We start from the raw sequence: 12729 nt of genomic DNA, 5'->3' as shown, positions 1-12729 counted from the left end.
CGCTGACCGCCGGCGACGTGGTGGGGTCCGGGGACGTGCCGGTGGGGTCCGGCGACGGGGTGTGCCGGCTCTCGGGTGGTGCGATGGACAACTGGGCTCCTCGCGTCGCCACGGCGAACGAGCGCGCGTGCGGCGACGGTGTGGTTGCGGACGGGTCGTCCGGGACGGTGCGCGCGGCCACGTCGAGCCCCGCGCAACGGCGCAGAGCGAGCGATCACGCACGCAGGGACCACGCTCGGGGCGGTCCCGGTCCGGCCGACCGTACGGCCCCGGCACTACTGGCCGTGGACGCGTCCTGGTCGTCGTGTCCCCGACCATCGGGCCTGTGGGGACGTTCAAACCTAACGGTGTCTTGTCCCCCGATCACAATCGACGTCCGCCGGAATCCCGGCACCGCTGTACCCCGTCGTCGGCGTGTCGCCCACGCACATGGGGATCGCGATCGTGACCGTCTCGTTACAGATCAGCTCGTTCGGAGGTTTGTGTGCCGCCCCGGTTCCGTGCGCATGTAGGTTGGCGCGCATGACAGCGCAGAACGACACGGGCGTGAACCGTGCTCCGGCGAACGACTTCTCGCACGAGCAAGAGGGCTACCAGCACGGTCTGAAGCCCCGGCAGCTGCAGATGATCGCGATCGGTGGGGCCATCGGCACCGGACTCTTCCTCGGTGCGGGTGGACGACTCCACACCGCGGGCCCCGCGCTCGCGCTGACCTACCTGATCTGCGGCATCTTCGCGTTCTTCATCCTGCGCGCCCTCGGCGAGCTCGTGCTGCACCGTCCGTCGTCGGGGTCGTTCATCTCCTACGCCCGCGAGTTCTACGGCGAGAAGTTCGCCTACGCCGCCGGCTGGATGTACTTCCTGAACTGGGCGATGACCTCGATCGTCGACACCACCGCCGTCGCGATCTACCTGCAGTACTGGTCCGCGTTCACCGCCGCACCGCAGTGGCTCCTCGCGTTGATCGCCCTGGTCGTCGTGCTCGCCGCCAACATGGTCGCGGTCAAGGTGTTCGGCGAACTCGAGTTCTGGTTCGCGCTCATCAAGGTCGCGGCACTCGTCGCGTTCCTCGTCGTCGCGATCATCTGGCTCGTCTTCGCGTTCCCGGTCGAGGCCGGCGGCGAAGCCGTCCGCACGGGCTTCTCGATCTGGGGCGACAACGGCGGACTGTTCCCGAACGGGCTGCTCCCCGCGGTCATCGTGATCCAGGGTGTCGTCTTCGCGTACGCGGCGATCGAGCTCGTCGGCACCGCGTCCGGTGAGACGCAGAACACCGAGAAGGTCATCCCCCGCGCCATCAACTCCGTCGTGTTCCGCATCGCGGTCTTCTACGTCGGGTCGATCATCCTGCTCTCCCTGCTCCTGCCGTACACGGCGTACAAGGAGGGCGAGAGCCCGTTCGTGACGTTCTTCTCGTCGCTCGGCAACCCGCAGGTCGGGTCGATCGTCGGCGGCATCATGAACTTCGTCGTGCTCACGGCGGCACTGTCGTCGCTCAACGCCGGCCTGTACTCGACCGGTCGCGCCCTGCACTCGATGGGCATGAACGGCTCGGCGCCGAAGTGGACCACCAAGATGTCGAAGGGCGGAGTGCCGTACGCCGGCATCCTGCTCACCGCCGGCTTCACCGTCGCCGGCGTCGTCCTGAACTACTTCGTCCCGAGCCAGGCGTTCGAGATCGCGCTGAACATCGCGAGCCTCGGCATCATCACGGCGTGGGGCACGATCATCCTCTGCCAGATGCGGCTCCGGTCGTGGGCGAAGCAGGGACTGGCGAAGGAGCCGTCCTTCAAGCTGCCCGGCGCCCCGGTGACCGCGTGGCTCACGCTGGCGTTCCTGGCGTCGGTCATCGTGCTGATGGCGATCGACTACCCGGTCGGCACCTACACGATCGCGTCCCTCGTGATCGTCATCCCGCTGCTTGTCGTCGGCTGGTTCCTGCAGCGCGACCGCATCCTGCGCATCGCCTCGCTCCGACAGGGCGTCACCGGTCCGTACCCGATCGGTGTCCGTGACCCGGCGAACCAGGTCCGTCGCGACGGTGAGGACGGCGGCGAGCAGAAGGGGTCCGACGACACCGTCTGATCTGTCCCCGGAGCGCAGCACGTCGCGCGCCGAGTGCAGTGGGTCCGGCACCCGTCGGTACGATCGGCGGGTGCCGGACCGCTCTGTCTCCCCCGCGTCAGTCCCACCCACCCTCGATCTCCGGCTCAGCTGGCGAGGCGCGTACGGACACCTCCGGGTGTTCCCCGACCGCCTCGAGGCCGAGACCGACTACGAGCGCGAGGCGCGGGTCTCCGTGCCGATGGACGCGGTGTCGGGGTGGCGCCTCGGACCGTGCGACGAGGACGCCGTCTGCGTCGAGTTCGTCACGGAGCCGGAGACGTTCCGCGTGCTGCTCGACACCTCGGACGAGCAACTCGCCGCGCTGGCGATCCAGAAGGTGCTCGGACCGCCGCTCACCACCGGCTGACGGTCCACGGGCGCTGCGCTCAGCCGTCGCCCTCCGGGGCGAACTGCGTGACGCGGAACGTGGCGCCCTGCGGGTCCCGCAGCTCGGCCGCACGCGTCCACGGGCCCTGCCAGGTGCCGAGCACAGTCCCGCCGAGCTCCTCGGCCCGTGCGGCGGCGGCGTCACGGTCCGCCACGCTGAACGACACGTGCCAGTCGTCCGGCCCGTCGTCGAGTCGGGCGAGGGCGCCGATGACGTCCGCGAAGCCCTCCGGTGCGCCGACCTGCCGCTGCCGGATGTCGGGGTCGGAGGTGGCCGCGAGGTGGTCCCCGTAGCCGGGCAGCCGGACCATGGCGCTCGGGCCCTCCTCGATGCCGGAGACCCGCCAGCCGAACAGCTGCTCGTAGAACGAGATCGCCTGCTCCGGCTCGGTCGAGCGGAGGTCACTGAAGACCCAGCCGCCGGGCGCGTTGATGTGCTGCGACCCGAGCCGGTCGCGCGCTTGCCAGAGTCCGAACGCCGCACCGCGCGGATCGACGCAGTCGACGCTGCGGCCCGCGGCGCCACCCGGCCCGGCGTCCTCCGCCGGAGCGGCGGCGCCACCGAGCTCGACGACCCGAGCGGCCACCGCCTCGGCGTCGTCCACGGCGATGTACGTCGTCCACGACGCCGGCTCGTCACCCGAGGCGATCGCGCCGACCTCTTGTCCGTCGATGCTCACGATCCGGTACGAGCCGGGGGCACCGGGCGGCAGGCGCTCCTCGAAGTCCCAGCCGAACAGACCGCCGTAGAACGCCTGGGCGGCGTCCGGGTCCGGGTGTCGTCCGTCGATCCAGCTCGGCACGCCCTGCGGGTAGGTGCGAGGGGTCTGGTCCGTCATGGTGTCTCCCGAGGTCGCCGACGCCCGGGTCGGATGCCCCAGGTCTACCGGTGACCGCCGACGTCGGCCGGGTCGGTCGCCGAGCCGGTCGCCGGGCCTGTCGTCGGGTCCGTCGTCGGATCAGTCGTCGGTGTCGACCTGGTCGGTGACGACGTCGCCCGAACCGGCGTCGATCCGGACGCTGTGCTTGGTGCCGGACCCGTCGACGACGTCACCCTCCCAGACCACCTTGCCGAGGTGGTCGTCGAGGCCGAGCTCGGTGATCGCACCGGCGTGCAGGTCCTCGAAGGCGCTGACGGCCTTGCTGACGTCGAGGTCGGCCGCTGCGACGAACCGGTCGTGCTCGGGACGGTCGTCGGTGTCCGCCGCCTCCGTCTGCGGGGTACCGGTCACCCCGGTGCCGGCGGCGTCGGTGTGCACCTCGTGCTCGGTGCCGTCCTTCGTCACGACGAGGACCTCGTACGCGCTGCCACGCTGCTCCTGCTCGACCGAGATGACGGTGCCGGAGCCGACGCTCCCGCGTGCGGTCGCGACGGCGGCGAGCAGGGCGTCGTTCGACGTGGCCGAGGCAGCGGTCGCGGACGCGCCACCCGACGTGCCGGTGGTGGCGCCCGTCGCGGCCGATCCGTTCGAGGACGACGCCGCCGAGTCGGACGACCCGTCGGTGGAGCAGCCGGTGAGGGCGAGCGCGGCCACGACGGGCAGGGCGGCGAGGGCGGCGACGCGGCGGGCGGAGGGCTTCTGGAGCTGGGTGCGGAAGGTCATGGGACGAGCATGTCGGCGGGGTGCTGAAGCAGACCTGAAGCCGCCTGTTCAGCCGCCGAGTGCGATGCGCACGACGAACCGCGCCCCGCCGAGCGGCGAGTCCGCGACCGTCGCCTCGCCGCCGTGCGCCCGGACGGCGTCCCGCACGATCGCCAGTCCGAGGCCGGCACCACCGGCGTCGCGGCTGCGGGCCTCGTCGAGCCGGACGAACCGCTCGAACACCCGGTCGCGCTCGGCCGCCGGGATCCCGGAGCCGTCGTCGTCCACGGTCAGCACCGCCGCGCCGTCCTGCTCGACCAGGGCCACCGCGACGCGCGACGTGGCGTGCCGGACGGCGTTGTCGACGAGGTTCCGGACCACGCCGGTGAGGAGCCGTTCGTCGCCGAGCACGCGTGCGGCGGAGATCCCGGAGCCGTCGACCCGGATCGCACGGTCACCGGTCGCACCAGCCGGCACCCGGGCCCGCGTCCGCGCGACGGCGTCGAGTGCGAGGTCGTCGAGGTCCACGGGACGACGGACACCCGCGCCGCCCTCGTCGAGCCGTGACAGCTCGAGCAGCCCGGTGACGAGGTCCTGCAGGCGCACGGCCTCGGACCGCACGACGTCGGAGAACTCGGCCACGTCCGTCCGGTCCGGGTACGCGACGGCGACCTCGGCGTGCTGGCGGAGGGACGCGATCGGCGACCGCAGCTCGTGCGAGGCGTCGGACACGAACTGCCGCTGCCCCGCCGCGGATCGGTCGAGCCGGTCGAGCATGGCGTTCATGGTGGTCGCGAGCCGGGCGATCTCGTCGCCGGTGTCCGGCACGACCACGCGGGCATCGGGCTGCGCGGCACGGATCGTCTCGACCTCGGTGCGCATCCGTTCCACGGGCCGCAACGACCGCCCGGTCACGGACCAGGTCACGATCCCGAGCACGAGGACGAGCACCGGCACCCCGACGGCGAGGAGCACCACGGCGGTCCGGATCGCGGTGTCGGTCTGCTCGAGGGAGACGCCGTACACCAGGGTCGCCTCACCCCCACCGGGCAGGTCGACGTCGTCGGCGACGAGCAGCCAGCGTTCGCCGTCGTGCGACCACCGGGACTCGTCGGCGGTCGACAGGGCCGGAGCGTCGGCGTCCTCACCGTGTGCGAGGACCGAGCCGCCGTCACCGACCACCTGCACCAGGACGTCCTCGTAGTCGGTCACCGCACCGGCACCGTCGGACTCGACCCGTGACGACACCTGTTCGAGTCCGGCCTCGGCGGACGTCCGCACCCCGTCGAGCAGCACCAGGCGGAGCACCACGACGAACCCCACGGCGCCGACGACCAGGGCGGCGAGCACGACCACGCCGGCGCCGAGCGTGGTCCGCGCGCGCACGGACCGGAAGCGGCGTGTGCGCCCCGTCCCCCGGTCAGCCACCGTCGGCCGCCAGTCGGTAGCCCGCACCGCGGACGGTCTCGAGTGACGTCCGTCCGAACGGCCGGTCGAGCTTGCGCCGGAGGTGCCCGACGTACACCTCGACGATGTTCGGGTCGCCCTCGAAGTCGACGTCCCAGACGTTCTCGATCACCTCGCGCTTCGAGCACACCTGCCCGGAGCGCCGCGCGAGGTACTCGAGCACCGCGAACTCCCGGCTCGTCAGGTCGACGGGGGTCCCGGCACGCGCCACGGTCCGTGCGGCCGGGTCGACGACCAGGTCGCCGAGGGTCAGTACCGCCGGGCGTTCGCGCGCACCACGGCGGACGAGCGCGCGCAGCCGGGCGACGAGGACCGGGTGCGAGAAGGGCTTCGTGACGTAGTCGTCGGCGCCGGCGTCGAGGGCCTCGACCTGGTCCCACTCGCCGTCCTTGGCGGTGAGCATGAGCACCGGCGTCCAGTCCTGGTCGGCCCGGAGCTGGGCGCAGACCGCCCATCCGCTCATCCCGGGCATCATCAGGTCGAGGACGATCGCGTCGTAGCGGAACTCGCGGGCGTGCCACAGGCCGTCGACGCCGTCGTGGGCGACGTCGACCGCCCACCCCTCGGCCTCGAGGCCGCGACGGACGCCGTCGGCGAGCCGCACCTCGTCGTCGACCACCAGGACACGCATGGCGACGATCCTGCCGTGCCGCCCTGAAGCAGCGCTGAAGCGACGCCCGACGGCGAACGCCGAACGGCTCAGACCAGCAGCAGGATCCCGGCGACGACCGCGGCCACGGCGATGGCGAGCGCGATGAGCAGCAGCACGAGGTGCACCGTGTAGAACGTCGTCGGCTTGCCAGCAGCGTCACGCGCGCGGGTGTCCTTCGCGACGCGCTGGAAGAAGCGCGGCCAGGTGACGACGTTGAAGACGGCACCGATGAACAGGACGACTGCGGCGAAGACGAGCACCGTCCGAGTCTAGACAACGAGTGTCGGTGGTGCTCGGCCGCCCCCAACGCGGCCGAGTCCCATCCGACGAGCCACAGGATCTGTAGCACTTGCTACAAACCCTACACGGGCGTCGGGAGACCGTCGAGTCACCCCTTCGGGCTACGCGGAGTCGAGCGCCGACTCGGCCTCGGCGAGGACGGCTCGCTCGGCATCGGTCAACGGCGCACGCGTCCGCCGGAGCCCGTCGTTGACCTCGACGATCGCGCGGCTCAACCGCGTGGCGGGATCCTCGGTCGACGGGTAGGCGTTGTCGGCACCGATCCGCGCGTGCAGCGGCGCGAGACGCCGCAGCGCCGCGTCGACCCGCCGGGTGCGCCGACGTCGCGAGACCCGGTGTCCGACGACGAGCAGCAGCATCCCCGTCGAGACGCAGATCACGGCGCCGGGCGTCGTGACGTCGTACGGCAGCGCGAGGGAGCGCATCCGGTCGAGGTCCCCCGTGACGTGCGCCAGGTCCATGACCACGACGACGACCATCCGGACGACCCCCAGCACGCCGCCGAGCACCAGGACCCACAGTCCGACCAGGTCCGTCGTCGTCCGGGCCTCGCGCAAGCGGAGGACGCAGATGAGGCCCGTCGCGCCGAGCGCCACCCCGAGGTACACCGTCTGCGCGATCGAGTAGACGGTCGCGGCCGGGTGCGACCCGGCGTCGAGCATGAACGTCGTCGTGGTGGCGGGCTTGTCCAGCACCGAGAAGGCGACGACCACCACGACCACCACCGCGGCGCACGACACCACGATCGCGTTCCGGAGCCACGGCCGGGCTGCCCCGACCGCCTTCGCCACGCCCCAGAGCAGCGTGCTCGTACCGGCGACCATCAGGCAGTCGCTGACCACGGTGACCACGTTGAAGCCACCGAGCAGTGGGTCGAGCCACCGGTACAGCGGATCGACGTTCGTGACGATGGTGCCGGCGAACAGCAGGAAGGTCACCGCCAGGGTGCGGTCCTGCCCGCGTTGCAGGACGAAGAGCGCGATCGTCCCGGCGATGAGCAGCACCGCCTGGACGACGGCGACGATCACCCGAAGACCCCGCGGAAGGCGCTCGGGCGGCCGCGGTGTCGCCGGATGAGCGACGCGAGTGCGTCGGCGAAGACCTCGGCCTCGTGTTCGTACGCGTTCGAGAACATCCCCCGCGCCAGCGCCCGCTCGACCTTGTACTCGGGCAGGTCCGGGATGACGTCGCGGATGTAGGCCGACTGGGGCGCGTGCTCCTGGTGCCGGTGCAGGACGTGGCCGAGCTCGTGGCCGATGACGAACGCCCGGAAGGTCGGCGACGCGGTCGGTGAGATCATGATCAGGTGGGCGTGCTCGAGCGTCGCGACGAAGCCGCACACGGGCTCCGTCGCCAGGAACGCCTCTTCGCGGACGACGATGGGCTTGTCCACGACGACGGCTGCGGCTGCGACGGCCTGGTCGACGTCGGACCACCCCTCGACCGCACCGCGTGCCCAGAAGGACTCGAGCAGCGGGTCGGTCACGCCACGGTCCCGCGCTGTGATTCCTCCTCGAGCACCTCGGCGATGCGCCGCAGCGCCTCGGGTGAGAGCTCGCCGGGGAAGGTGCGTGCAGCGAACCCGCTCACGCGGGCGGAACGCAGGGAGCGGACGAGGGCGAGCTGGGCGCCGATGCGCTCGGGGACGTCGCTGTCCTCGAGCAGGAAGCGCTCGTCGACCTCGAAGAACCCGGCGAGCAGCCGCAGGAGCTCGGTGTCGCGGTTGCGTCGGCCGTCGCCGGAGAGCATGTAGGTCCACTTCGCCCGCGAGAGCGAACCGCCGTGGGCGGCGACGTACTCCTCGATCGAGGCGAACGGCACCGGAGCACCACGCTGGGACTCCTCGAAGTCGAGCAGCAGGTTGATGCGCCGTGCGAGTTCGGCGGCGTCCAGGACCCCGCCCCTCGGATCACCTGTCTCCATGTCGGACTCCTCCCCAGCCGTGCGTGCACGACATCGTAGCGCGGCGGACACGGTGCACGCCGTTAGCCTCGTGGGCATGGCCCGCAGCTTCCCCGCGACGATCGCCGAGCCGGTCGAGCACGAGATCGTCATCACGAAGTCGCGGTTCATCACCACGGTCACCCCCGTGTCGGACGTCGCGGACGCCGAGCGGGTCATCGCCGAGGTGAAACGCCGCCACTGGGACGCCCGGCACAACTGCACCGCGATGGTCACCGGCACCCTCGGCGACCAGGCCCGGTCGTCGGACGACGGAGAACCGTCGGGCACGGCGGGCGTGCCGATGCTCGAGGTGCTCCGCCGCCGCGACCTCACCGACGTGGTCGCCGTCGTGACGCGCTACTTCGGCGGCGTGAAGCTCGGCGCCGGCGGACTCGTCCGCGCCTACTCGACCTCGGTCTCCGAGGCCCTCGACACCGCCGCGCTCGTCCGACGCGAGGCGCTCACGCAGGTGCACTTCGACGCCCCGCACGCCGAGGCCGGCCGGCTCGACAACGTCCTGCGCGACTGGGTCCGGCACCACCACGCGACCCTCGGTGCGACGGCCTACGGGCGCGCGGCGACGTTCGAGGTCTGGGTGCCCGCCGACGCGCTCGCGATCCTGACCGCGGACCTCGCAGCGGCCTCCGCCGGCGCCGTCGACCTCGTCGTCGGTGCGGAACGGATCGTCGACGTCGCCGCCGACTGAATCCGACCGCCGGGAGCACCTCGGGCGTGTCCCGTTCGGAACGCGTGCACACTCCCGGAACGCACGAAGGCCCCGACTCGATGAGTCGGGGCCTACGTGGTCGTGGTGCACCCCCTCGGACTTGAACCGAGAACCCACTGATTAAGAGTCAGTTGCTCTGCCAATTGAGCTAGAGGTGCATGTTCCGGCTTCCGTGCCGCAACGGGAATCAACAATAGCATGGGTTCTGCGCGCTCACGACCACTCGTGGGCACCAAGCGAACAGGAGCACCATGACCGACCGTCTCGCCGCCGGCGACACCGCCCCCGACTTCACGCTGCCGGACCAGGACGGCGTCGAACACTCGCTCGCCGCACTGCGGGGCAAGAAGGTCATCGTGTACTTCTACCCGGCCGCGTCCACCCCCGGGTGCACCACCGAGGCCTGCGACTTCCGCGACAACATGTCGTCGCTGCAGGCAGCCGGCTACGAGGTCCTCGGCGTCTCGAAGGACGAGCAGTCGAAGCTCAAGACGTTCCAGCACGAGCAGGCACTCACGTTCCCGCTGCTGAGCGATCCTGACCTGGCGGTGCACCAGGCCTACGCCGCGTGGGGCGAGAAGAACAACTACGGCAAGATCGTGACCGGCACGATCCGCTCCACGATCGTGGTCGACGAGGACGGCAGCGTGCGGCTGCCGCTCTACAACGTCAAGGCGACCGGACACGTGGCGAGCCTGCGGAAGAAGCTCGGCCTGGTCTGAGGACCGGACCACAGGGCGGACGGGAGGCCCGTGGCGGCGTCGCCACGGGCCTCCCGTCCGTCTTTCGGTCGCGTCTACTCGGCCGGACGCGCGAGCGCGGCCGTCACCGACCGCGACAGCACGAACGTGATGCCGAGCAGGGCGGGGATCAGCAGGACCCAGCCGACCGCCGGCTCGCGGAAGACACCCTGGAACGCGCCGATCGCGATCGCACCCTGCAGGACCTGCCAGACGATGATCCCCGAGCGCACCCAGGCACGACGCTTCCACAGGCCGTTCAGGAGCGCACCGAGCCAGAGCGCCGCGACGGCCGACAGGATCGTCAGGGCAATCCCGGACGCCAGGCTCGACGCCGGCGCGACGATCAGCTCGACGACCAGGACGACGGTGACCACGACGAGCGCCGCGAACTCGAGGCCGACCACCACCAGCAGGCCGATCAGCGCGCGTGAGCGTCGCTCAGGACGGTCGACCGCGGTCGGGTCGTCATCGTGCACAGTGATCCTCCAGCATCGGAACCCTTGATTTGCCCCTACCAGTATGGAACGATATTCGAGGTCGTTTGGACGGCACGATGTGGTGTGCGTCTCCCGTGGTTCGTCGCTCCTCCCCCGAGCGTCACGCGGGCGTCAGACTCGCTTCCAGCGGACTCCTCCCCACAGTTGTCCCCTCATGCCTCATGCATGATCAGCGTTCCGATCCCCCGAACCCCGGCCCCGGCCTGCCGTTCGAGCATCGACATCAAGGAGCACCACACATGGACTGGCGTGACAAGGCAGCTTGCCTCACCGCGGACCCCGAGCTCTTCTTCCCCGTCGGGAACACCGGGCCCGCCGTCGATCAGATCGAGAAGGCCAAGTCGGTCTGTGCACGCTGCACGGTCACCGAGATGTGCCTGCAGTACGCACTCGAGAACAACCAGGACTCCGGTGTCTGGGGTGGCCTCAGCGAGGACGAGCGTCGTGCGCTGAAGCGTCGCGCCGCCCGCGCCCGCCGCGCTTCCTGACCCAGGTCGGTTCCCGCAGGACACACCGACGCCCGTCGTCCCTTCGGGGGCGGCGGGCGTCGTCGTGCGCGTGGAGCGCGGGGGCGCGGGGCGGCACGCCGTGCGCTGGTCCTCGGGGTTCCACAACATGCCGCGCGCTGACCGTCGAGGTTCCAAAACACGCGCGATCGCACGCCGAGATGCGCAGATTTCGGAACCTCACGAGCGGGCGCGGCGCGCCCAGGGGCTAGGCGGGAGCGGTCAGCCAGCGGAACGGGATGGTGATCGTCACCTCGGTGCCGCTGCCGGTCAGGGTGTGCCAGTCGATCGTGCCGCCGAGCTCGCCCTGGATGAGCGTGCGGACGATCTGGGTGCCGAGGCCCGACCCGACCTTCCCCTCGGGCAGACCCACGCCGTTGTCACGGACCTCGATCTCCAGGTGGTCGTCGAACCGGCGGGCGACGATCTCGACCTCGCCGTCGCGGCCGTCCAGCCCGTGCTCGACGGCGTTCGTGACGAGCTCGGTGAGCCCGAGTGCGAGCGGCGTGGCAGCCTCGGACGGCAGCACCCCGAACTCGCCGGTCTTCTTCGGGTGCACGGTCGTGTTGTGCGACGCGGCGACCTCGGTGACGAGCTTGAGCACCGAGTCGAAGACGTCGTCGAAGTCGACCGTCTGGCTCAGGCCGCTCGACAGCGTGTCGTGCACGACCGCGATGGCTGCCACGCGGCGCATGGCGTTCTGCAGCGAGGTCCGTGCCTCGTCGGAGTGCGTCCGACGAGCCTGGATGCGCAGCAACGACGCCACCGTCTGCAGGTTGTTCTTGACGCGGTGGTGGATCTCGCGGATCGTCGCGTCCTTGGTGATGAGCTCGCGCTCCTGGTGCCGGAGCTCGGACACGTCGCGGCAGAGCACGATCGCGCCGATGCGGTCGCCGTGGTCGCGGAGCGGGATCGACCGCAGCGACACCGTCACGCCCTTCGACTCGATGTCGGCCCGCCACGGAGCGCGGCCGGTGACGACGAGGGGCAGGGATTCGTCGACGTCGAGCTGCGCGCCGATGAGCTCGGTGGTGACCTCGGCGAGGGACTTCCGTTCGAGCTCCCCCTCGAAGCCCATCCGGTTGAAGGCGCTCAGGCCGTTCGGGCTGGCGAACGTCACGATGCCGGCGGTGTCGAGGCGCAGCAGACCGTCACTGGCGCGCGGGGCGCCGCGGCGCGGACCGGCCGGGGCACCGAGGTCGGGGAAGTCGCCCGTCGCGATCATGCCGAACAGGTCGTTCGCACTCGCGGTGAAGTTCAGTTCCTGACGGCTCGGCGTCCGCATCTCGTCCTGGTTGGAGTGCCGCGTGACGACGGCGATCGGACGCTCGGTGGTCTCTGCGCTCTTGGCGCTGAGGCGTCGCAGCACCGGGATCGCACGGACCCGGGTGGGGGTGTCCTCGTACCAGTCGGGCTCGGCCGAGTCGACGACGCGGGCGCCGGCGAAGCTCTCGGTCACCTGACCGCGCCACTCCTCGCGGATCTCCTGCCCGACGATGTCGCGGTAGAACAGCGTGGCGGCGGAACTCGGTCGGGCGTGTGCCACGGCGACGAACGAGCCGTCCTCGGCAGTCGGCACCCACAGCACCATGTCGGCGAAGGACAGGTCGGCGAGGAGCTGCCAATCCCCCACGAGCAGGTGGAGCCACTCCACGTCGGCTTCGGAGGAACGGCCTTGCGCGAGGACGAGGTCACTGAGGGTCGACACCCAGCCAGTCTAGGTGCGCCGACTTGTGGAGAACGTCGTCCTTTCCACAGGCCCAGCAGCTTTGCATTTCTCATGTTGCACGCCCCATACGCTCGCTCCAGCAACGGAA

General features: G+C 70.8%; 15 protein-coding genes and 1 tRNA gene. 5 read left to right on the top strand and 11 right to left on the bottom strand.

Annotated elements, in window-relative coordinates; all coding sequences use genetic code 11:
* Positions 1-522: 522 nt before the first annotated feature.
* Positions 523-2085, top strand: coding sequence for an amino acid permease (locus EDF48_RS17085; RefSeq protein WP_131881481.1), 1563 nt, complete (start codon positions 523-525; stop codon positions 2083-2085).
* Positions 2086-2155: 70 nt separating this feature from the next.
* The gene (locus EDF48_RS17080) at positions 2156-2473 is read left to right on the top strand and encodes a hypothetical protein (RefSeq protein ID WP_131881479.1); all 318 of its coding nucleotides are present in this window, start codon (positions 2156-2158) and stop codon (positions 2471-2473) included.
* Positions 2474-2492: 19 nt separating this feature from the next.
* Here EDF48_RS17080 and EDF48_RS17075 read toward each other — a convergent pair whose 3' ends face one another.
* The 8 genes from EDF48_RS17075 to EDF48_RS19220 form a co-directional block, all read right to left on the bottom strand.
* Positions 2493-3332, bottom strand: coding sequence for a VOC family protein (locus tag EDF48_RS17075; RefSeq protein WP_131881477.1), 840 nt, complete (start codon positions 3330-3332; stop codon positions 2493-2495).
* Between the two features lie 120 nt (positions 3333-3452).
* Positions 3453-4097: a PepSY domain-containing protein gene (locus EDF48_RS17070; RefSeq protein WP_131881475.1), complete on the bottom strand. Its 645-nt coding sequence runs from the start codon at positions 4095-4097 to the stop codon at positions 3453-3455.
* A 48-nt stretch (positions 4098-4145) separates the two neighbouring features.
* The gene (locus EDF48_RS17065; protein ID WP_207913287.1) at positions 4146-5462 is read right to left on the bottom strand and encodes a HAMP domain-containing sensor histidine kinase; all 1317 of its coding nucleotides are present in this window, start codon (positions 5460-5462) and stop codon (positions 4146-4148) included.
* 34 nt (positions 5463-5496) lie between these two features.
* Entirely contained in the window at positions 5497-6174 is a 678-nt protein-coding gene (locus EDF48_RS17060; protein ID WP_123938742.1) for a response regulator transcription factor, read from the bottom strand.
* 68 nt (positions 6175-6242) lie between these two features.
* Complete coding sequence (locus EDF48_RS17055) at positions 6243-6455, bottom strand: hypothetical protein (RefSeq protein WP_111085956.1); 213 nt, start codon at positions 6453-6455, stop codon at positions 6243-6245.
* Between the two features lie 141 nt (positions 6456-6596).
* Complete coding sequence (locus EDF48_RS17050; protein WP_131881471.1) at positions 6597-7523, bottom strand: hypothetical protein; 927 nt, start codon at positions 7521-7523, stop codon at positions 6597-6599.
* Complete coding sequence (locus EDF48_RS19225) at positions 7520-7981, bottom strand: ImmA/IrrE family metallo-endopeptidase (RefSeq protein WP_165932448.1); 462 nt, start codon at positions 7979-7981, stop codon at positions 7520-7522. The genes EDF48_RS17050 and EDF48_RS19225 overlap by 4 nt, the downstream gene beginning before the upstream one ends.
* Positions 7978-8418, bottom strand: a complete 441-nt coding sequence (locus tag EDF48_RS19220; protein ID WP_165932447.1) for a hypothetical protein — start codon at positions 8416-8418, stop codon at positions 7978-7980. Before EDF48_RS19220 ends, EDF48_RS19225 begins: the two co-directional genes overlap by 4 nt.
* A 70-nt stretch (positions 8419-8488) precedes the next feature.
* Here EDF48_RS19220 and EDF48_RS17040 point away from each other — a divergent pair, with 70 nt between their 5' ends.
* Positions 8489-9145 carry a YigZ family protein gene (locus tag EDF48_RS17040; protein ID WP_131881499.1) on the top strand — a complete coding sequence of 219 codons (657 nt, stop codon included), beginning with the start codon at positions 8489-8491 and terminating at the stop codon, positions 9143-9145.
* A 103-nt stretch (positions 9146-9248) separates the two neighbouring features.
* Here EDF48_RS17040 and EDF48_RS17035 read toward each other — a convergent pair.
* Positions 9249-9324: transfer RNA gene (locus EDF48_RS17035), tRNA-Lys, on the bottom strand.
* 93 nt (positions 9325-9417) lie between these two features.
* Here EDF48_RS17035 and bcp point away from each other — a divergent pair.
* Entirely contained in the window at positions 9418-9888 is a 471-nt protein-coding gene (bcp, locus tag EDF48_RS17030; RefSeq protein WP_131881467.1) for a thioredoxin-dependent thiol peroxidase, read from the top strand.
* Between the two features lie 74 nt (positions 9889-9962).
* Here bcp and EDF48_RS17025 read toward each other — a convergent pair whose 3' ends face one another.
* Positions 9963-10385: a hypothetical protein gene (locus EDF48_RS17025; protein ID WP_131881465.1), complete on the bottom strand. Its 423-nt coding sequence runs from the start codon at positions 10383-10385 to the stop codon at positions 9963-9965.
* A gap of 260 nt (positions 10386-10645) precedes the next feature.
* Here EDF48_RS17025 and EDF48_RS17020 point away from each other — a divergent pair, with 260 nt between their 5' ends.
* Positions 10646-10894 (top strand): WhiB family transcriptional regulator, encoded by a 249-nt coding sequence (locus tag EDF48_RS17020; RefSeq protein ID WP_017888820.1) that lies wholly within the window; start codon positions 10646-10648, stop codon positions 10892-10894.
* Positions 10895-11120: 226 nt separating this feature from the next.
* Here the strand turns inward: EDF48_RS17020 and EDF48_RS17015 are convergent, their stop codons facing one another.
* Positions 11121-12620, bottom strand: coding sequence for a PAS domain-containing sensor histidine kinase (locus tag EDF48_RS17015; protein WP_111085963.1), 1500 nt, complete (start codon positions 12618-12620; stop codon positions 11121-11123).
* Positions 12621-12729: the final 109 nt, after the last annotated feature.

This window comes from Curtobacterium sp. PhB191 (assembly GCF_004346515.1).
Classification (GTDB): domain Bacteria; phylum Actinomycetota; class Actinomycetes; order Actinomycetales; family Microbacteriaceae; genus Curtobacterium.
Note: the sequence above shows the minus strand (reverse complement) of the source record. Positions and strands in the feature narration are given on the sequence as shown.